This window comes from Hydrogenophaga sp. FW305-3-2-15-A-LB1 (assembly GCF_058787875.1).
The window spans coordinates 1-17,767 of sequence record NZ_JBYTAE010000106.1 but is presented as its reverse complement, the minus strand read 5'-3'; the positions used below and the strand labels follow the sequence as shown (position 1 = coordinate 17,767).

Below are 17,767 nucleotides of genomic sequence, written 5' to 3'. Positions count from 1 at the left end.
GTGGGAAGGCTTGTCACGGGCAAATTGTAGGCCGCAGGGATAATGCCCCCACCATGGAAATCGTTACCTTCCTCATCGACTTCATCCTGAATGTGGACCAGCACCTTCAGACCTTCGTGCAGAACTACGGGGCCTGGGTCTATGCCCTGCTGTTCCTGATCATCTTCACCGAGACCGGTGTGGTGGTGATGCCCTTCCTGCCCGGGGACTCGCTGCTGTTCGTGGTGGGCGCGCTGTGCGGCGTGGGCCTGATGAGCCTGCCGCTGGCCATGGTGCTGCTGGTCATCGCCGCGGTGCTGGGCGACCAGACCAACTACACCATCGGCCGCTACTTCGGCCCCAAGGTGTTTCAGTGGGAGAACTCGCGCCTGTTCAACCGCAACGCCTTCAACCAGGCGCACGCCTTCTACGAGAAATACGGCGGCATCACCATCATCCTGGCGCGCTTCATGCCCTTCATCCGCACCTTCGCGCCCTTCGTGGCCGGCGTGGCCGAGATGACGCGCGTCAAGTTCACGGCCTACAACGTGATCGGCGCGCTGATCTGGGTGGTGGGCCTGACCACGGCGGGTTACCTGTTCGGCAACCTGCCCTGGGTGCAGGAGAACCTGAGCATGATCATCTGGGCCCTGATCATCGTGCCCGGCCTGATCGCCATCTTCGGCGCCTGGAAAGCCAGCCGCGAAGCCAAGCGCGCCGGCACCGCCTGAGCTGAGTACTCCGCCGGAGCGCGCCGCCCACCAGGGGCAACAAGGGTCCGGCTCCGCCGGCCCGAGGTGCCGTCCCCCCCGGCCGAAGGCGCCAGAGAGGGGGAAGCCGCGCAGCGGCGCAGGGGGTGTTTTTCTCAGTGCCGAACGCCCAGCAGCAGCCGGGTGGTCTCCAGCTGGCCGAGCACGCCGTTGCTGAACAGCAGGTGGGCCGGTGGCGCCGCGCGGGTCTGTGTGACACCCGCCACCGGCGTGTCGAAGTCCAGCACATCGGACTGCGCGCCGCGCGTGAGGGCGGTGCCCAGCACCGTGGCGTCGCCCACCGCGCTGCCGTCGGTGCTGTTCATCGCGTAGCGGCCATCGCCCGTGCCGGGCAACAGGGTGGCCTGTTTGGCGTAGAGCCGCATGCCCGAGCTGCTGGCATCGGCCGCGCGCAGCAGCACCAGCGGCACCGGGTTGCCGCCGACCATGCCGGCCACCACGGAGCCGGTGACCGTGCCGCCCGAGGTGGGCGTCGAGGGGCAACCCGCGCCACCGCAGGTGGAGGTGAGCATGAGCTCGTAGGCGTTGCGCACGGCGCTGTACTGCAGGTAGCCCTTGGTGGCCGGTGAACAGTTGGCCTCGTAGAGCATGAAGCCCGGCGGCGTGCCGGTGGCCTGGCAGGTCTGCCAGGTGCCCGCGTTGCGGATCTTGCCGGTGCCGGCCCAGGTGCTCAGGGTGCCACCCGCGCTGTAGTCGGCGCCCACGGCGTTGAAGTCGCCCGCGATGGTGTTGAAGCCGCTGCCCGCGGTGGTGTTGACGAAGGTGTCGCGGAACGCCAGCAGGGGCAGGTGGCCGCCGCCGCTGGCCGCCGCGATGCCGCCGTGCACAAGGCCGCCGGCGCTGAAGGTGAAGAGCGCGCCGTTTTCGGCGCTGGCGTAGCTGCACTGCCCCTGGGCGATCAGGGCGCCGCTGCGCTGCGTGCCCGGCGCGCGCTGCAGGCTGGCGTCGATGGTGAGGGTGTAGGCCAGTGTGGCCGGGTCCACCTGCAGCGTCAGTTCCTCGCCGCGCGTGTTGCCGCCCTTGTAGCTGGTCAGCGCGCTGGGCAGGTGGCTGCAGGCCAGCGGGTCGCCCACCTCGGTGACGCAGCTGAAATTCACCGCCGCGTCCAGGCTGCCGCTGCCCCGGTACTTCGGGTAGGCCGGGTACTCGCACAGCGGGCGCGTGCGGCCGTAGGTGCCGGCGACCGCGTCGAAGGCGGTGACGGTGGCGGGCGCAAGGCCGCGCTCGACCCAGTTTTCCAGCGCCGCCAGCGAATCCCAGTTGGGGATGAACACTCCGGTGCCGTGGCCCATGCCGGGCACGGTGTAGAAGCGGATGCCCGCGTCGACGGCGGCCTGCCCCACGGTGGCGAGCACGCGCTGGTGGTAGTCGATGGTGGAGTTCGGGCTGATGACCTCGTCGGCCAGGCCGTGCAGCATGATCAGGCGCCCGCCGCGCGCGAGGAAGGCCGAGAGGTCGGGGTTGGTGGCGTCGGTCTGCGCCGAGGCCGCCTGCACGCGCGCCGTGTACAGGCCAGGGTTCAGCGGGTCGAAGCCGAGCGAGTCGAACGAGGCCACGCGCGTGACGAAGTATTTGGCCCACTGGTCGCCCGTGACGTACATGTTGGCGTCCGCCGAGGTGGCGGGGTTGCCCGGCACCGCCCGCGTGCCGAGGTCGCGCGAGGTGTACGGCCCGGCCACCAGCGCGCCTTCGAGCAGGTTGTAGCCGCCCGCGCGCGTCACGCCATGGGCCAGGGTGTAGGTGGTGAAGTCCAGCGGCGATTCGATGGCGCGCACGGTGTCGAGCTGCGCGTCCGACAGGCAGGTGTTGCCGGTGTCCACGCCCCCGGGGCAGCGCAGGGCGTTGAGCACCTGCGCGTTGAGCAGGCGGCAGCTCTCCACGTTGCTGACGATGCCGTCGGCCGCGCCATCCAGCGTGTCGCAGGTGGTCATGGCGGTGCGCTGCACCAGCAGCGTCTTGGCGACGTTGAGCCAGCCCGCGCCGCCGTTGAGGTAGAGCGCGCGGCCCACGGCCAGGTTGCTCAGGCGCGTGCCGCTGTAGTTGAGCGCGGGTTCGTTGGCGATCACGCCGTTGTAGTCGGCGGGCCAGCGCTGGATGTGGGCCAACGCATCGCGCCCGCCGGTGGAGGTGCCGAGAAAGTAGGCCTGCTTCGGTGCGCTGCCGTAGCGCGCGCGCACCAGCTTCATGGCGACGTCGTGGGTCTTCTTGAGCGCGAGGCCGCCGTAGTTGGCCAGCGCTTCGTCGTTGGCGGCGAACGAGCCGTCGGTGATGCTGCTGCTCTGGTGGCCGCTGTCGTCGCCGAAGGTGGCGTAGCCCAGCGCCAGTGGGGCCGGCTTGTCCGGCGGGCCGAAGCGGATCTGCTCGGTGCCGTCGATCAGGCGGCCGTTGAAGCCGCCGCCGCCGAAGTGGATGGCCTTGCCGTTCCAGTCCGTGGGCAGGTTGACGGCGAAGCCGATGTCGGGCGCGCTCGGGTCGACCGGGCGGATCGCGCCGCGCACCTGGCAGTGGTTGCCCAGGGGGCCACCGGTGAGGTAGGTGGCGGCCGTTACCGAAGCGCCGCCGGAGGGCAGCGACAGGTCCGCCGCCGCGAGCGTGAAGCCGTTGAGCGCGGCGCAGGCGGCCACCGGGTCGATGGGCGGCGCGACCACCGGGGGCGGGCCGCCGCCCGCGTCGTCGTCGTTGTTGCCCGCGGCGCTGTCGGAGCCCCCGCCGCCGCAGGCGGCGAGCAGCAGGCACAGCGCGGTGCCGGCGAGCAGGGCGTGGGGGAGGGGAAGCCTGGGAGGCTGCCCCGGGCGGTGCGAATGGCTCATGTCCGTTGTCTCCGTCGTTGTAGGCCGGCGATGCCTGCTTGGCTCGCTGGTCGGCGGGACGATAGAGACATGGAGGATGTGCGTCAAATATATGAAATCAACAAATTCGATACTTTTAAGATATGAATTTGACGATCGGGATGGGGCTGTGCCCTGGGGGACGCCCGGGTTTTGCCTGAATTGATGAGTAGGCGTATCATTTTCTTCAAGCGGGGCGTTTCCCGCACGCGAGGAGACATGAACGCACCGCAAACCCTGTCGCGCTGGCGCGAGCCCGGCACCAGCCGGGTGCCCTTCTGGGCCTACACCGACCCCACGCTGTACCAGCGCGAACTTGAGCGCCTCTTCTACGGCCCGCACTGGAGCTACGTGGGCCTGGCGATCGAAATCCCCAACACCGGCGACTACAGGCTGAGCTGGATCGGCGAGCGCCAGGTGATCATGGTGCGTGACCGCGTCGCGCCCAGGGAGCGTGCCACCGACCACGGCATCCGCGTGGTGGAGAACCGCTGCGCGCACCGGGGCGTGCGCTTCTGCCAGTCGCCGATGGACGGCCAGACCGGCAACGCGCGCAGCTTCGTCTGCCCCTACCACCAGTGGACCTACAAGCTCAACGGCGACCTGGCCGGCCTGCCGTTCAAGGACGGGGTGAAGGACGGCGAGTGCGTCAACGGCGGCATGCCGGCCGATTTCGACCTCGGCAAGAACGGCCTGACCAAGCTGCGCGTGGCCGTGCTGCACGGCCTGGTGTTCGCCACCTTCAGCGAAGAGGCCGAACCCTTCGAGCAGTACATCGGCCCGCAGGTCATGCCCTGGCTCGACCGCATCTTCCAAGGCCGCGAACTCAAGCTGCTGGGCTACAACCGCCAGCGCATTCCGGGCAACTGGAAGCTCATGATGGAGAACATCAAGGACCCGTACCACCCCGGCCTGCTGCACACCTGGTTCGTCACTTTCGGTCTGTGGCGCGCCGACCAGAAGAGCCGCATGGTGATGGACGCGCAAGGCCGCCACGCCGTGATGATCTCGCGCCGCAACGACGGCGGCGCGAACAAGACGGTGACCGAAGGCGTGACCAGCTTCAAGGCCGACATGGCCCTCAACGACACGCGCCTGCTCGACGTGGTGCCCGAACCCTGGTGGACGGTGGACGACCCGTCCCACCCGGGCGCGACCATCACACCCACGGTGACCATGATCACGCTGTTCCCCAGCCTCATCATCCAGCAGCAGGTGAACTCGCTGTCCACGCGCCACATCGTGCCGCGGGGCGCGGGCGAGTTCGATTTCGTGTGGACGCACTTCGGCTTCACCGACGACACGGAGGAGATGACCCAGCGCCGCCTGCGCCAGGCCAACCTGTTCGGCCCGGCCGGTTTCGTGAGCGCCGACGACGGCGAGGTGATCGAGTTCAGCCAGGACGGCTTCGAACAATGGGGCGAAGAGGGCGCCACGCTGGTGGAACTGGGTGGCCGCGAGGACGCCGTGGGTCAGCCGCCCACCGAGCACATGGTCACCGAGACCTTGATTCGTTCGATGTACGCCTACTGGAAGAAAGCGATGGGGGTCTAGTGAAACACCCCCGCCGAGCTTCGCTCGACCCCCTCAAGGGGGCGGTGCTGGCGGCCCGGCAAAGCCGGTTCCGCGGCACCTCTGGTCACCAGTCACCTGTCTCCGAACAAGCCTATCCATGAATGCTGTGATTGACACCGATCTGCAGAGCCTGCTGCTGCACCACGCCATCGACCGTTTCAACGCGGCCTATGCGGCCTCGCTCGACGAGCGCCGCTTCGGCGAATGGCCCGAGTGCTTCGTGGAAGACGCGCGCTACAAGGTGCAGGCGCGCGAGAATTTCGACCGCAAGCTCCCGCTGGCGCTGATCGCGCTGGAGAGCCAGGGCATGATGCGCGACCGCATCTACGGCACCAGCCAGACCATCTACCACGGCCCGTACTACACGCGCCACGTGGTGAGCCCGGCGCGCGTGACCCACGCAGGTGCGGGCACGGCGGACGACCCGATCCGCGCCGAAGCGAACTACGCGGTGTTCCGCACCAAGCCCGGCGGTGTGAGCGAGGTGTACCAGGTGGGTCGTTACATCGACGACTTCGTGCAGACCGATGCCGGGCTGAAGCTGAAAAGCCGGCTCTGCGTGTACGACAGCGAGATGGTGCTGAACTCGCTGATTTACCCGGTCTAGATCTGGCGGTTGCGCGCCAGAGGCGGGTTCTTCGAGAAGTAGGCGACGATGCCGCGCACGAGCGCGTCGGCGAGGTCGTCCTGGTACTTCGGGTCGTTCAGGCGCTTTTCTTCATCGGGGTTGCTGATGAAGGCCGTCTCCACCAGCACGCTGGGGATGTCGGGCGCGCGCAGCACGGCGAAGTTGGCCTGCTCCACCTGGGGCTTGTGCAGCTTGCCGATGCGCTTGACGTGGCCCAGCATGGCCGTGCCGAGTTTCAGGCTGTCGTTGATCTGGGCCGTGGTGCTCATGTCGAGCAGGGCGCGGCGCACGTGCGCGTCGGCCGTTTTCGTGTTCAGGCCACCCACCAGATCGGCCGCGTTCTCCTTGTCGGCCATCCACTTCGCGGCCGAGCTGCTGGCGCCGCGCGTGCTCAGCGCATACACGCTGGCGCCCTGGGGCCGGGGCGTGAGGAAGGCATCGGCGTGGATGCTGATGAACAGGTCTGCCTGCACGCGCTGGGCCTTCTGCACGCGCACCTGCAGCGGCACGAAGAAGTCCTTGTCGCGCGTCATGAAGGCGCGCATGGGGTTGCCGTTGACGCGGGTCTCGTTGATGCGCTCGCGCAGCTTGTGCGCGATCTGCAGCACCACGCGTTTTTCCTGCGTGCCGTTGGGGCCGATGGCACCCGGGTCTTCGCCGCCATGGCCAGGGTCGAGCGCGATGATGATGAGGCGCTCGGTCTTGCCCTTGCCCCCGGGCGGCTGCTTGGCCGGGCTGCCCTTGGGGTTGGCACCGGCCACGGCGGTGTCGTCGCTGCCGCCTGGCGGCTTGGCCGCCGGCAGCGGCGGGCCCTGGTCGGGGTTGGCCGGGGCCTTGGGCCGCTCGCGGCCCGCGATCAGCTCGCCCAGCGGGTCGTCGGCCGGGGTGGCCGGCTTGGTGACCTTGTCGGCTTCCAGGCCCAGCAGGCGCGCGGCGCGTTCGCTGGCCGCGTCCATGTCCTTCATGCGCTGGGCGATCAGTTGCTCCAGCGGGTCGGGCGGGTTGAGCGGGTAGAGGTCGAACACCAGGCGGTGCTGGTAGGCCGCCACGGGCTCCAGGTTGAACACCTGCGGCTTGATCGGCTTCTTGAGGTCGATCACCAGGCGCACCACGTTGGGCGCGTTCTGCGCGGCGCGGATGCCGGCGATGTTGGGGTCGTCCGATTTGAGCTTGCCCACCAGCTCGCGCAGGCCGGGCAGCAGGTCGATGCCCTCGATGTCCACCGCCAGCCGGGGCGGGTCGGTCACGAAGAACTGCTTGGCCTGCAGCACGCCGTCGGACTCGATGGTCACGCGCGTGTAGTCCTCGGCCGGCCAGATGCGCACGGCCACCACGCTGGCGCCGCGCGCGATCTGCTGCGCGCCCAGCAGCAGCACCAGCGAGCCGGTGCGCAGCAGGGTGCGGCGGCTGAGGTTGCCGCTCATTGGAAGACCTTCGCCCTGCGGGCTGCGGTGCGAGCTTGCTTGGGAACGGCCCGGCGCTTCGCTCATGCCAAGGCCTCCAGCAACCGGCGGCCGGTGGCGGTGAGCGCCGTGGCGTGCACGGTGCGCTGGGTGTCCTGGTCCGGGTCGGTGTGGGCTTGTGGTGTGGTCATGTCGTCGGGTTGAATGTCGATCTGGAGATCGACCACCGGCAGAAACTCACCGGCGCGCTCGGGCCATTCCACCAGCTTGAGGCCGGGGCTGGCGAAAAGTTCGCGGAAGCCCGCGTCTTCCCATTCGCGCGGGTCGTTGAAGCGGTAGAAGTCGAAGTGCCAGATCTGCAGCGGCTCGCCCTCGGGCATCACCGCGCAGTCGATCGCGCTGTGCGGCTCGACCACCGCGTAGGTGGGGCTCTTGATGCGACCGCGCACGCCCAGCGCGCGCAGCAGGTGGCGCACCAGCGTGGTCTTGCCCGCACCCAGGTCGCCCTGCAGGGTCAGCGTGGCGTGGGCGATGGCCGGGGTCGTGGCGAGGCGGCGCGCGAAGGCCTGGGTGTCTTCTTCGGTGGCCCACTGGCCTTGCCAGCGTTCGACAGGGGGCACAAGGCCCGCAGAAACCGGTGCGGTTCCTACAATCGGCTTTCCATGAAGTTCGCTTTTGATGCCGCTCAACTCGTCTCGCAGATACAGGCCTGGGGCCAGGAGCTTGCATTTTCCCAAATTGGCGTGGCCGGTGTGGATTTGTCGGCCGCGGAACCGGGTTTGCAGGCCTGGTTGTCGGCTGGATGGCACGGTGACATGGCCTATATGGCCGCGCATGGCATGAAGCGTGCCCGCCCGGCGGAGCTGGTGCCGGGCACGCTGAGCGTGATCACCGCGCGCATGGACTACCTGCCGCGTGGCACGCCCGAGGACTGGCAGGCCCAGGAATTGCAGCGCCTGCAGCGCCCGGGCGAGGCCATCGTGTCGGTCTATGCGCGGGGGCGCGACTACCACAAGGTGCTGCGCAACCGGCTGCAGACCCTGACCGAGCGCATCCAGGCCGCCGCCGGGCCGCTGGGCCACCGCGTGTTCACCGACTCGGCACCGGTGCTCGAGGCCGAGCTCGCGCAGCGCAGCGGCCAGGGCTGGCGCGGCAAGCACACGCTGCTGTTGCACCGCGAAGCCGGCTCGATGTTCTTCCTGGGCGAGATCTACACCGACCTGCCCCTGCCGCCCACCGAGCCGATCAGCGCGCACTGCGGCGCCTGCAGTGCCTGCATCGACATCTGCCCCACCCAGGCCATCACCGCACCGCACCGGCTGGACGCACGCCGTTGCATCAGTTACCTGACCATCGAACACGCCGGCCCGATTCCCGAGGCCCTGCGCCCCTTGATCGGCAACCGCATCTACGGCTGCGACGACTGCCAGCTGATCTGCCCCTGGAACAAGTTCGCCCGGCGCAGCCCCTTGCCCGACTTCGACGCGCGCGAGGGCCTGAGCGGTGCCACGCTGGTGGAGTTGTTCGCCTGGAGCGAGCCGGAGTTCCTGCGCCGCACCGAGGGAAGCCCCATCCGGCGCATCGGGCACGAGCGCTGGCTGCGCAACATCGCGGTCTCGCTCGGCAACGCGCTGCGCGCCGGACCCGACGACGGCGTGCGGCGCGCGCTGCAGGCCCGGGCCGAACACCCCAGCGAACTGGTGCGCGAGCACGTGGCCTGGGCGATGGCGCAAGGCCGCACCGCCACCCATTGAGCCAGGGGCTCAGGCCTCGCCCACGTTCTCCTCCAGGCGGTCGAGCAGGGCGAGCAGGGTGGTGCGCTCGTGGTCGGTGAGGCCGGCCATCATGGTCTTCTCGAAGCGCACGCGGTGCTGCTGCATCTTGCGCTGCAGCGCCTGGCCTTCGGCGGTCACGCCCACGCGCTGGCTGCGGCCGTCGTCGGGGTCGGGGCGGCTGTGCAGCAGGCCGCGCTCGTGCAGGGCTTTGACGATGCGCGCGATCTGCGCCTTGTCGCGGCCCGAGTGCTGCACCAGGTCGCTCTGCGTGGCGCCGTCGTGGCGCATGAAGTAACCCAGGCAGCGCGCCTCCATCGGTCCCAGGCCCTCGCCGTCGTGGCGCATGGCCTCCTGCAGGTGGCGCCGCAGGCCGTGCATGAGGCTGTGCAGGCGGTCCAGCACCTCGGTGTTCACATTTCTTGTCATCGTGGGTTGTCCATGTTGTTGACAGTGTCATCCAATCAAGGCATGATGGTTGTCATTATCAACCAAGCAGAACCATGAACACAAGCATTCCCAACCCCCTGGCCGTGGAGCGCGTGCGCCACGAGATCAAGGCGCGCCGCCTGACGGTGCAGCGCATCGACGCGGTCAGCCCGCACTTCCTTCGCATCCGTTTTTTCAGTGAGGCCCTGCGCGATTTCGTCAGCGCCTCGTTCGACGACCACGCCAAGCTCATGTTGCCGGCCCAGCCCGGCCAGCCGCTGGTGCTGCCCCAGCCCGGCCCCGACGGCCTGGCTCTGCCGCCGGGCGTCGAAAAACCGGTGATGCGCGACTACACGCCGCGCCAGTTCGACCGCGCCGCCGGCACGCTGGACATCGAGTTCGTGCTGCACGGCGACGGCGTGGCCTCGCGCTGGGCCGAAACGGCCCAGCCGGGCGACGAGGTCGGCCTGGGCGGGCCCCGGGGCTCCTTCGTGGTGCCCACGGGCTTCGACTGGCACCTGCTGGTGGGCGACGAGTCCGCCGTGCCCGCGATCGCGCGGCGTCTGGAGGAGTTGCCCGAGACGGCCCAGGCCATCACCGTGATCGAGACCGGCGACGCGGCCGACCGCCGCACCTTCAGCAGCGGCGCGCGCCTGCAGACGCACTGGATTCAGACCGGTGCCACCGACGCGCTCGCGCAGGCCGTGGCCGCGTTGAAGCTGCCTGCCGGTGAAGGTTTTGCCTGGGCCGGTGGCGAAGCCGCCAGCATCGCCGCCGTGCGGCAGGCGCTGGTGGACGGGCATGGCCTGGATAAGGGCCGCGTGCGCGCCTCCGCCTACTGGAAGCGCGGCGCCGTCGGCCACCACGAAACGCTGGGCGGCTGAAGACGCTCAGCCGGTGTAGCGCTGGCGCAGTTCGCGCTTGAGCAGCTTGCCGCTGGGGTTCTTGGGCAGGCTGTCGCTGAACACCACGCGCTTCGGGCTCTTGAAGGCCGCCATGTGCTGGTTGCAGTGCGCGATCACCTCGGCCTCGGTGAGCGCCTGCCCGGCCTTGACCACGATCACCGCCGTCACGGCTTCCACCCACTTCGGGTCGGGCAGGCCGATCACCGCCACCTCGCTCACGGCCGGCAGGCGGTAGACCATTTCCTCCACCTCGCGGCTGGCCACGTTCTCGCCGCCGGTCTTGATCATGTCCTTCTTGCGGTCCACCACGGTGATGTAGCCCTCGTCGTCGATCATCGCGAGGTCGCCGCTGTGGAACCAGTCGCCGTCGAACGCGCTGCGCGTGCGCTCGGGGTCGTTGAAGTAGCCCAGCATGAGGTGGGGCGAGCGGTGCACGATCTCGCCGACCTCGCCCACCGCCACGTCGCGCATGTCGTCCGTGACCACGCGCGTTTCCACGTTGATCACGGCCTTGCCGCAGGAGCCGGGCTTGCGCAGCTGGTCGTCCGGGCCGAGCATGGTCGCCAGCGGCGCGATCTCGGTCTGGCCGTACAGGTTCCACAGCCGCACCGAAGGCAGGCGCGAGGCCAGTTCCTTGAGCACCTCCACCGGCATGATGGACGCGCCGTAGTAGCCCTTGGCCAGGCTCTGGAGCTTGGCCGCGTCGAACAGCGGCGAGCGCAGCAGCGCGATCCACACCGTGGGTGGCGCGAAGAAGCTGGTGATGCGGTACTTCTCGATCAGCGCGATCAGGTGGTCGGGCACCGGCTTGGCCGTGATCACGTTGCTGCTGCCGATGTAGACCGCCGGGCCGAAGAACACATCGAGCTGTGCGCAGTGGTAGAGCGGCAGCGCGTGCAGGGCGTGGTCGTCTTCGGCGATCTCGGCGTTGATCACGCAGCTCACGTACTGCCACAGCACCGCGTCGTGCGTGAGCATGGCGCCCTTGGGCGTCGACTCGGTACCGCTGGTGTAGACGATCTGCGCCAGGTCGTGGCTGCCCAGCGTGACCTCGGGCAGCGGGTCGGTGCAGGCCGCGAGTTCGTCGAAGCGGTGCATGCCGGCCACTGGCTCGCTCGGGTCTTCCGAGGGCAGCCAGAGGTACTGCTGGACCTGCGTCTCCAGCGCCGCCGCCGCGCGCGCCAGCTCGGCCAGGCCACTGTCGGTGGCCAGGGTGCGCGCGCCCGCGTGGCGCAGGATGTAGGCCACCTCGTCGGCCTTGAGCATGAAGTTGATCGGCACCATCACCGCGCCCCGGCGGGCCAGCGCGAAGCGCAGCGCGGCAAAGCCGTGCGAGTTGCGCGCCAGCACGGCCACCTTGTCGCCCTGGGCCACGCCGATGCGCGCCAGGCCCGCGGCCAGGCGGCTGACCAGGGCGTCGAACTCGGCGTAGGTCCACTGCGTGTCGCCGCAGACGACGGCGGACTTGGCGGGCAGTCGCTGCGCGGTGCGGCGCAGGGCGTCGGCGATGGTCTGGCGGCGGACCACGGGGTGCACGGAAGCGGTCATGGTTGTCTCCTGTCGGCGGAAAGGGCGCAACGGATTCTGACCGTTGCAGCGGCTGCATGCTGTCACATTTGCCGGTGGCCGCGCCCCCGCTGTGGCGAAGACCCACGGCTATCATGGCCCCATGAATCCCGTGAACGCCGCACACGACACCCTGGGCCGCTGGGGCCGGGGCCTGCGCGCGAGCTGGAACGCCTGGTGGCACACCCTGTTCGTGGGCGCGCAGATCCTGGTGCTGGCGCTGTCGCCGGCCAGCTACCGCGCGCCCACGCACCGCCAGGCGGTGCTCGGCAGCCTGTACCGCGCCACCGCGCCCTTGCTCACCTGGTTCCTGGTGCTCTCGGCGCTGGTGAGCCTGGTGCTGATCCGCATCGTGGTGGCCACGGCCTACAGCTACGGCCTGTCTCAGTACGCGCTGGAGGTGCTGGTGCGCACGCTGGTGCTCGAACTCATCCCGCTCTACGTGGCCATGTTCGTGGCGGTGCGCTACGCCATGCCGGGCGCGCAGGAGGTGCGCAAGCAGCTGGCGCTGCAGCAGCGCGAAGGCAGCCTGCCCGAGCGGCAGTCGCTGCTGGCCAACCAGCTGCTGCCGCGCGCGCTGGGCAGCATGTTCTCGGTGCTGCTGCTCGCGGGCCTGAGCTCGGTGGTGGCGCTGGTGCTGACCTACCTCACGGTCTACGGCTTCTCGCCCTGGGGCCTGCCGGGCTACACGCGCGCCGTGGGCGGCGTGTTCTCGCCGGCGGTCACGCTGATCTTCGGCCTCAAGACCGTGTTCTTCAGCCTCGCGGTGGCCGTGGTGCCGCTGGCCGGGGCGGCGCAGGCCGACCGCGACGGCCGCTACAGCCGGCGCAGCGACATGAGCGAGTTCGCCCGCCTGTTCTCGGTCGTGCTGCTGATCGAGGTGGTGTCGCTGGTCGGCAACTACTATTGACACCATGAACCCCACGCCCCCTCCGCCACCGCCGCCCGAAGCCCCGCCGGTGAAGAACCTGGAATTCAAGGCCGGGCTGCTGCTGATGCTCATGGCCGTGCTGCTGGTGGGCTCGGCGGCCTACATCCTGTTCGCACGCGGCGTGCTCGAACCCACGCAGCGCCTGGTGCTGATCTCCGACGATTCCGAGGGCGTGGTCGTGGGCATGGACATGACCTTCGCCGGCTTCGCCATCGGCCGCGTGGCGCGCATCGAGCTGGGCGATGATGGCAACGCGCGCATCCTGATCGACGTGCCGCGCAAGGACGCGAAATGGCTGCGCACCTCCAGCATCTTCACCATGGAGCGGGGCCTGGTGGGCGGCACGCGCATCCGCGCCTACAGCGGCGTGCTCGAAGACCCCGCCTTGCCCGACGGCGCCGAGCGGACCGTGCTGCGCGGCGACACCGCGGCCGAGATTCCCAAGCTGGCCGCCAGCATGCGCGATGTGCTCGACAACCTCGCCGCGCTCACGGCCAGCGATGGCGCGGTGGCCGGCACCCTGGGTGGCGTGAAAGTGGCCACCGAGCGCCTCCAGGGGCCGCACGGCGGCCTGGGCGTGCTGATGGGCAACGACGAGGACGCGAAGAAGCTCGTCGCCACCATCGACCGCACCAATGCCTTGCTGCTGCGCGCCGACTCGCTGGCCCGGCGGCTGGACAGCCTGGCCGCCAATGCGGACCGCCAGGTGTTCGGCCAGGGCGCCGCGCCCGGCGAGGCCGGCCTGGTGGGCGACGCGCGCGCGACGGTGCAGCAGCTCAACGGCCTGCTGGCCGAGACGCGCACCAGCCTCAAGAAGGTGGACGCGGTGCTGGTGGAGGTGCAGGGCATCGCCGGCAACACGCGCGAGGCCACCAGCGACCTGGGCTACCTGCGCGGTGAGGTCGAAGCCAGTCTGCGCAAGGTGGACTCGATGATCAACGACATCAACCGCAAGTGGCCTTTCTCGAAGGACACAGAAATCAAGCTGCCATGAAGCTGCAAACCATTCTGATGGCGTGCGCCGTGGTGACCCTGACCGGTTGCGGCAGCAAGCCGCCCGTACCCGAATGGCAGTTGAATGCCAAGGACGGCACCGAGCGCGCGGCCGAGGCCTGGTTGCGCGGTGACTCGGCCATCGAGTCGGCGGAGTTCGCGCGCGTGCGGCGCGAACTCACCAGCACCGGCCGGCCCGATCTGCTGGCGCGTGCCGAGCTGCTGCGCTGCGCCACGCGCGTGGCCGCGCTGGTGTTCGAGCCCTGCACCGGTTTCGAGGCGCTCGCGCAGGACGCGGCACCGGCCGAGCAGGCCTACGCGCGCTACCTCGCGGGCACCGCCATGCCGGCCGACGCCGCCCTGCTGCCCGAGGCGCAGCGCGCGCTCCTGAGCGCTGGCTCGCCCGACGCGGCCCTGGCCGCGGTGAAAGACCCCTTGTCGCGGCTGGTGGCCGCTGGCGTGCTGCTGCGCAGCGGCCGCGCCACACCGGCCGTGCTCACGCAGGCGGTGGACACCGCCTCGGCGCAGGGCTGGCGCCGGCCCCTCGGGGCCTGGCTCGGCCTGCAATTGCAACGCGCCCAGGCCGCAGGCGCATCGGAGGAGGCGGCGCGCCTGCAGCGGCGCATCGACCTCGTGTTGGGCACCGCCGCGCGCTGACGCGCGCCTGCGCGGGGCCCGTTCTTCCCCACCAGGAGAGTCCCCATGCAGCAAATGACCTTCACCACCACCATCAAGGCCCCGCGCGAGCTGGTGTGGAACACCATGCTCGACCCGGCCAGCTACCGCGAATGGACGCGCCCCTTCATGGAAGGCTCGTACTACGAAGGCTCGTGGGACGAGGGCGCCACCATCCGCTTTCTCTCGCCCAGCGGCGAAGGCATGGTGGCCACCATCGAGCGCAACCAGTTGCACGAGTTCATCTCGATCCGGCACCTGGGCTTCGTGGCCAACGGCAAGGACGACACCACCAGCGAGGCCGTGACCTCGTGGGCCCCGGCCCACGAGAACTACCGCTTCGAGGCCGTGGGTGGCGGCACGCAGCTCACCATCACGCAGGACATGCTGGAGGACTACGTGCCCATGATGGAGGCCGCGTGGCCCAAGGCGCTGGAGGCCCTGCGCGCCCTGTGCGAGGCCAAGGCCTAGGCCCTGGCCTCAGTCCACCTTGCCGATCTTCTGCACCACGGCCGCCATGGCCTTGGCGTCGCTCTGCACGAACTTGTAGAAGTCCGCCGCGTCCTGGAACTGGAACGAGGTGCCGGCGGTGGTCATCACCTGGACCGTCTTCGGGTCCTGCGCGGCCATGCGCGCGGCCTCGCGCAGCTTGTTCACCACCGCAGGCGGCGTGCCGGCCGGCACGAAGATGCCCGCCCACTGCGAGTAGTTGATGGGCACGCCGAGCTCCCGGAAGCTCGGCACATCGGGCAGCAGGGCCAGGCGGCCCTCGCCCCAGTGCGCGAGCGCGCGCAGCTTGCCGGCCTTGATCTGGCCCACCGCGCTGGCGGGGCCGGTGGCCACGGCGTCGACCTGGCCGCTGAGCATGCCCAGGATGGCCGGGCCCGCCCCGGTGTAGGGCACGTGCAGCATGTAGCTGCCGGTGGCCGCCTTGAGCTGCTCCATGGGCACGTGCATGGTGCCGTAGTTGCCCGATGAACCGAAGGTGATGCGGCCCGGGTTGGCCTTGGCGTGCGCGATGAACTCGGCGTACGTCTTCCAGGGGCTGTCGGCGCGCACCACCAGCACCGTGGGGTCGGCCGTCATGCGTGCCACGGGGATCAATTGCGAGAGTTCGAACATCGGGGCGCGGCCGAGGATCTTGTCGGCCTCGGGCAGCACCACGATGGAGGACAGCGCCATCAACACGTTGTAGCCATCGGGCGCGGCCTTGGCCACCTGCGCCATGCCGATGCCGCCGCCCGCGCCGGCGCGGTTGACCACCACCACCGACTGGTTGAGGTGGCGCGCCATGGCCTCGGCCACCGGGCGGCCCACCACGTCGGCCACGCCGCCGGGCGGGAAGGGCACGACCATGGTCACGGGTTTGCTGGGGTAGGCGTCCTGGGCCTGGGCCAGGCCCACGGTGGCGGCCAGCGCCAGTGCGAGGCTGCACAGCCGGAGTGCGGTTCGGTTCATTCTTGTCTCCTGTTGTTGTCGGTCGGTGAAAGCGCGGGGGCTCAGACGAAGCGGTTCTGCAGCGTGCCGATGCCGTCGATCTCGATGCGCACCACGTCGCCGCTTTTCAGGAAGGTGGGCGGCGTCATGCCCAGGCCGACGCCGGCCGGTGTGCCGGTGGCGATCACGTCGCCGGGGTAGAGCGTGATGCCGCGCGAGATGGTCTCGATCAGCGTGGGGATGTCGAAGATCAGGTCTTCGGTGCGGCCGTCCTGGCGCTGCTCGCCGTTGACCCAGCAGCGCACGCGCGTGTGCTGGCCGTCGAGCTCGTCGGCCGTGACGATCCACGGGCCCATGGGGCAGAAGGTGTCGAAGCTCTTGCCCATGTCCCACTGCTGGTGGCGCATCTGCACGTCGCGCGCGGTCACGTCGTTGACGATGGTGTAGCCGTAGATGTGCTTCATGGCGTCGGCCTTGGCGATGTTCTTGCCGCCGGTGCCGATGACCACGGCCAGCTCGGCCTCGTAGTCGATCTGGGGCGAGATGTCGTCGCCGGGCAGCACCACGTCGGCGCCGTCGGCGATCACGCATTCGGGCACCTTGGTGAAGACGATGGGCCAGACGGCGGGGTTGGCGTTGTTGTTCTTGAACACCGAGCCCTGCAGTTCCTTGGCGTGCTCGTGGTAGTTGCGGCCCACGCACCAGAGGTTGCGGCGGGGCAGGGGCAGCGGGGCGTCGAGCGTCACGTCGGCCAGCTTCAGCGCCGCGCCGGTGGTGGCGGGCAGGGGTTGGCCAGCGGCCGCGGCCTCGATCAGCGGCAGCACGCCGCGCTGGGCATCGGCGGGGTTCAGGGCGAGGGGGGTGACGGTCTGGCCGTCGGCCGAGACGAGGCCGACCTGGCGTTGGCCCTGGTGAACGAAAGTGGCGAGGCGCACGCAAACTCCTTGTTGAAAATCCAGATGAGATACCAAAAAATACCAATTGGTACCAGAACCATGATGGTAGGCGATGAGAGCGGTTTTGGACCTGGGGAAATCACCTAATTGGTATGGTGTTGCCTGATTGGTCTGTTTTGGTACATTCGTCACCCATGAGCATGTCAACGCCTTTGCGCGAATCGATCCTGGACCAGCTGCGTTCGGGCCATTGGCGCGCGGGTGACCGGCTGCCGACCGAGCGCGAGCTCTCGGAGCGGTTCGGCGTGAGCCGCACCACGGTGCGCAAGGCCTTGCTGGATCTGAAGCAGCAGGGCCTGATCGAGCAGACCGTGGGCAGTGGCACCTATGTGGCCGAGCAGGTGGGCGCGCGCCTGGGGCAGCGGGTGCAGCAGGACTCGTCGCAGCACACGAGCCCGGCGGAGCTGATGGAGGCGCGGCTGGCGATGGAGCCGGCGATCATCGACATGGCGATCCGCAACGCGAACCAGGCGGATTTGCAGCGCATGGAGGCTTGCTGTGTCAACGCGGAGGCGGCCGAGACGCTGGAGGCTTTCGAGCATTGGGACGCTGAGTTGCACCAGGCGATCGCGGATGCGGCGCACAACAGTTTCGTGGCGAATGTGTTCACGTTGATGAAGACGGTGCGGGCGCAGGGGGACTGGGGGCAGCTCAAGAAGAAGAGCGTGACTTCGGAGCGCCGGTTGGCCTATCAGGCCGAGCACCGCGCGATCGTGGGGGCGCTGCGGGATCGGGATGCGGTGCGGGCGCGTGAGTTGACCTTGGCGCATCTGCTGCATGTGCGGCAGAACCTTTTGGGGTACTGAGCCTTTCGCTTTTCTGCCTCGCGGGATCGACCACCCCGGCGCTCTGCTCCGCGGGTGTCCCCCGAACCGGCTTCGCCGGTTCTCCTCCTTTACCCCGCTGCGCAGAACGCCCGG

The 17,767-nt window shown here is 69.2% G+C and carries 17 protein-coding genes; 10 read left to right on the top strand and 7 right to left on the bottom strand.

The features are described from left to right. Positions 1–53 precede the first annotated feature (53 nt). Positions 54–710, top strand: coding sequence for a DedA family protein (locus tag AC3WPZ_RS25105; RefSeq protein WP_382159364.1), 657 nt, complete (start codon positions 54–56; stop codon positions 708–710). A gap of 134 nt (positions 711–844) precedes the next feature. Here the strand turns inward: AC3WPZ_RS25105 and AC3WPZ_RS25100 are convergent, their stop codons facing one another. After that, a complete protein-coding gene (locus AC3WPZ_RS25100; protein ID WP_492442128.1) occupies positions 845–3,559 on the bottom strand; it encodes a tannase/feruloyl esterase family alpha/beta hydrolase in 2,715 nt (904 codons plus the stop codon). 237 nt (positions 3,560–3,796) lie between these two features. Between AC3WPZ_RS25100 and AC3WPZ_RS25095 the strand changes: the two genes are divergently transcribed. Both AC3WPZ_RS25095 and AC3WPZ_RS25090 read left to right on the top strand, forming a co-directional pair. Then, on the top strand, positions 3,797–5,131 hold the full coding sequence (locus tag AC3WPZ_RS25095) for an aromatic ring-hydroxylating dioxygenase subunit alpha (protein WP_492442126.1): 1,335 nt from the start codon (positions 3,797–3,799) through the stop codon (positions 5,129–5,131). A gap of 118 nt (positions 5,132–5,249) precedes the next feature. Beyond that, positions 5,250–5,759 carry an aromatic-ring-hydroxylating dioxygenase subunit beta gene (locus AC3WPZ_RS25090; RefSeq protein WP_492442124.1) on the top strand — a complete coding sequence of 170 codons (510 nt, stop codon included), beginning with the start codon at positions 5,250–5,252 and terminating at the stop codon, positions 5,757–5,759. Here the strand turns inward: AC3WPZ_RS25090 and AC3WPZ_RS25085 are convergent. Beyond that, positions 5,756–7,204 (bottom strand): N-acetylmuramoyl-L-alanine amidase, encoded by a 1,449-nt coding sequence (locus tag AC3WPZ_RS25085; RefSeq protein ID WP_382323826.1) that lies wholly within the window; start codon positions 7,202–7,204, stop codon positions 5,756–5,758. The two genes, AC3WPZ_RS25090 and AC3WPZ_RS25085, sit on opposite strands and share 4 nt — an antisense overlap. Before the next feature lie 62 nt (positions 7,205–7,266). After that, positions 7,267–7,803, bottom strand: coding sequence for a tRNA (adenosine(37)-N6)-threonylcarbamoyltransferase complex ATPase subunit type 1 TsaE (gene tsaE, locus AC3WPZ_RS25080; RefSeq protein WP_492442122.1), 537 nt, complete (start codon positions 7,801–7,803; stop codon positions 7,267–7,269). A gap of 42 nt (positions 7,804–7,845) precedes the next feature. Between tsaE and queG the strand changes: the two genes are divergently transcribed. After that, positions 7,846–8,937, top strand: a complete 1,092-nt coding sequence (queG, locus tag AC3WPZ_RS25075; RefSeq protein WP_444688603.1) for a tRNA epoxyqueuosine(34) reductase QueG — start codon at positions 7,846–7,848, stop codon at positions 8,935–8,937. A gap of 9 nt (positions 8,938–8,946) precedes the next feature. On the opposite strand, the gene AC3WPZ_RS25070 is transcribed toward queG, so the two are convergent. Continuing rightward, the gene (locus AC3WPZ_RS25070) at positions 8,947–9,384 is read right to left on the bottom strand and encodes a MarR family winged helix-turn-helix transcriptional regulator (protein WP_382159350.1); all 438 of its coding nucleotides are present in this window, start codon (positions 9,382–9,384) and stop codon (positions 8,947–8,949) included. A 74-nt stretch (positions 9,385–9,458) separates the two neighbouring features. Between AC3WPZ_RS25070 and AC3WPZ_RS25065 the strand changes: the two genes are divergently transcribed. Then, a complete protein-coding gene (locus tag AC3WPZ_RS25065) occupies positions 9,459–10,268 on the top strand; it encodes a siderophore-interacting protein (RefSeq protein WP_492442120.1) in 810 nt (269 codons plus the stop codon). 6 nt (positions 10,269–10,274) lie between these two features. Here the strand turns inward: AC3WPZ_RS25065 and AC3WPZ_RS25060 are convergent, their stop codons facing one another. Further along, the gene (locus AC3WPZ_RS25060) at positions 10,275–11,837 is read right to left on the bottom strand and encodes an acyl-CoA synthetase (RefSeq protein WP_382323833.1); all 1,563 of its coding nucleotides are present in this window, start codon (positions 11,835–11,837) and stop codon (positions 10,275–10,277) included. Positions 11,838–11,958: 121 nt separating this feature from the next. Here AC3WPZ_RS25060 and AC3WPZ_RS25055 point away from each other — a divergent pair, with 121 nt between their 5' ends. Genes AC3WPZ_RS25055 through AC3WPZ_RS25040 form a run of 4 tightly spaced genes read left to right on the top strand, consistent with a single transcriptional unit; the run spans position 11,959 to position 14,925 of the window. Next, on the top strand, positions 11,959–12,765 hold the full coding sequence (locus AC3WPZ_RS25055; RefSeq protein WP_444688609.1) for an MlaE family ABC transporter permease: 807 nt from the start codon (positions 11,959–11,961) through the stop codon (positions 12,763–12,765). Between the two features lie 4 nt (positions 12,766–12,769). After that, a complete protein-coding gene (locus AC3WPZ_RS25050) occupies positions 12,770–13,780 on the top strand; it encodes an MlaD family protein (protein ID WP_444688610.1) in 1,011 nt (336 codons plus the stop codon). Continuing rightward, entirely contained in the window at positions 13,777–14,436 is a 660-nt protein-coding gene (locus AC3WPZ_RS25045; protein WP_382323836.1) for a hypothetical protein, read from the top strand. Before AC3WPZ_RS25050 ends, AC3WPZ_RS25045 begins: the two co-directional genes overlap by 4 nt. Before the next feature lie 45 nt (positions 14,437–14,481). Then, on the top strand, positions 14,482–14,925 hold the full coding sequence (locus AC3WPZ_RS25040; protein ID WP_444688611.1) for an SRPBCC family protein: 444 nt from the start codon (positions 14,482–14,484) through the stop codon (positions 14,923–14,925). Positions 14,926–14,934: 9 nt separating this feature from the next. Here the strand turns inward: AC3WPZ_RS25040 and AC3WPZ_RS25035 are convergent, their stop codons facing one another. After that, positions 14,935–15,912 carry a tripartite tricarboxylate transporter substrate binding protein gene (locus tag AC3WPZ_RS25035; protein WP_492442118.1) on the bottom strand — a complete coding sequence of 326 codons (978 nt, stop codon included), beginning with the start codon at positions 15,910–15,912 and terminating at the stop codon, positions 14,935–14,937. A 41-nt stretch (positions 15,913–15,953) separates the two neighbouring features. Then, positions 15,954–16,826 carry a fumarylacetoacetate hydrolase family protein gene (locus tag AC3WPZ_RS25030; protein ID WP_492432575.1) on the bottom strand — a complete coding sequence of 291 codons (873 nt, stop codon included), beginning with the start codon at positions 16,824–16,826 and terminating at the stop codon, positions 15,954–15,956. 155 nt (positions 16,827–16,981) lie between these two features. Between AC3WPZ_RS25030 and AC3WPZ_RS25025 the strand changes: the two genes are divergently transcribed. Continuing rightward, a complete protein-coding gene (locus AC3WPZ_RS25025) occupies positions 16,982–17,653 on the top strand; it encodes a FadR/GntR family transcriptional regulator (protein ID WP_382323839.1) in 672 nt (223 codons plus the stop codon). Positions 17,654–17,767: the final 114 nt, after the last annotated feature.

Coding starts and splice junctions, on each gene's coding strand:
- AC3WPZ_RS25105 (WP_382159364.1), top strand. CDS start 54: ATGGAAATCGTTACCTTCCTCATCGACTTCATCCTGAATGTGGACCAG.
- AC3WPZ_RS25100 (WP_492442128.1), bottom strand. CDS start 3,559: ATGAGCCATTCGCACCGCCCGGGGCAGCCTCCCAGGCTTCCCCTCCCC.
- AC3WPZ_RS25095 (WP_492442126.1), top strand. CDS start 3,797: ATGAACGCACCGCAAACCCTGTCGCGCTGGCGCGAGCCCGGCACCAGC.
- AC3WPZ_RS25090 (WP_492442124.1), top strand. CDS start 5,250: ATGAATGCTGTGATTGACACCGATCTGCAGAGCCTGCTGCTGCACCAC.
- AC3WPZ_RS25085 (WP_382323826.1), bottom strand. CDS start 7,204: ATGAGCGGCAACCTCAGCCGCCGCACCCTGCTGCGCACCGGCTCGCTG.
- queG (WP_444688603.1), top strand. CDS start 7,846: ATGAAGTTCGCTTTTGATGCCGCTCAACTCGTCTCGCAGATACAGGCC.
- AC3WPZ_RS25070 (WP_382159350.1), bottom strand. CDS start 9,384: ATGACAAGAAATGTGAACACCGAGGTGCTGGACCGCCTGCACAGCCTC.
- AC3WPZ_RS25065 (WP_492442120.1), top strand. CDS start 9,459: ATGAACACAAGCATTCCCAACCCCCTGGCCGTGGAGCGCGTGCGCCAC.
- AC3WPZ_RS25060 (WP_382323833.1), bottom strand. CDS start 11,837: ATGACCGCTTCCGTGCACCCCGTGGTCCGCCGCCAGACCATCGCCGAC.
- AC3WPZ_RS25055 (WP_444688609.1), top strand. CDS start 11,959: ATGAATCCCGTGAACGCCGCACACGACACCCTGGGCCGCTGGGGCCGG.
- AC3WPZ_RS25050 (WP_444688610.1), top strand. CDS start 12,770: ATGAACCCCACGCCCCCTCCGCCACCGCCGCCCGAAGCCCCGCCGGTG.
- AC3WPZ_RS25045 (WP_382323836.1), top strand. CDS start 13,777: ATGAAGCTGCAAACCATTCTGATGGCGTGCGCCGTGGTGACCCTGACC.
- AC3WPZ_RS25040 (WP_444688611.1), top strand. CDS start 14,482: ATGCAGCAAATGACCTTCACCACCACCATCAAGGCCCCGCGCGAGCTG.
- AC3WPZ_RS25035 (WP_492442118.1), bottom strand. CDS start 15,912: ATGAACCGAACCGCACTCCGGCTGTGCAGCCTCGCACTGGCGCTGGCC.
- AC3WPZ_RS25025 (WP_382323839.1), top strand. CDS start 16,982: ATGAGCATGTCAACGCCTTTGCGCGAATCGATCCTGGACCAGCTGCGT.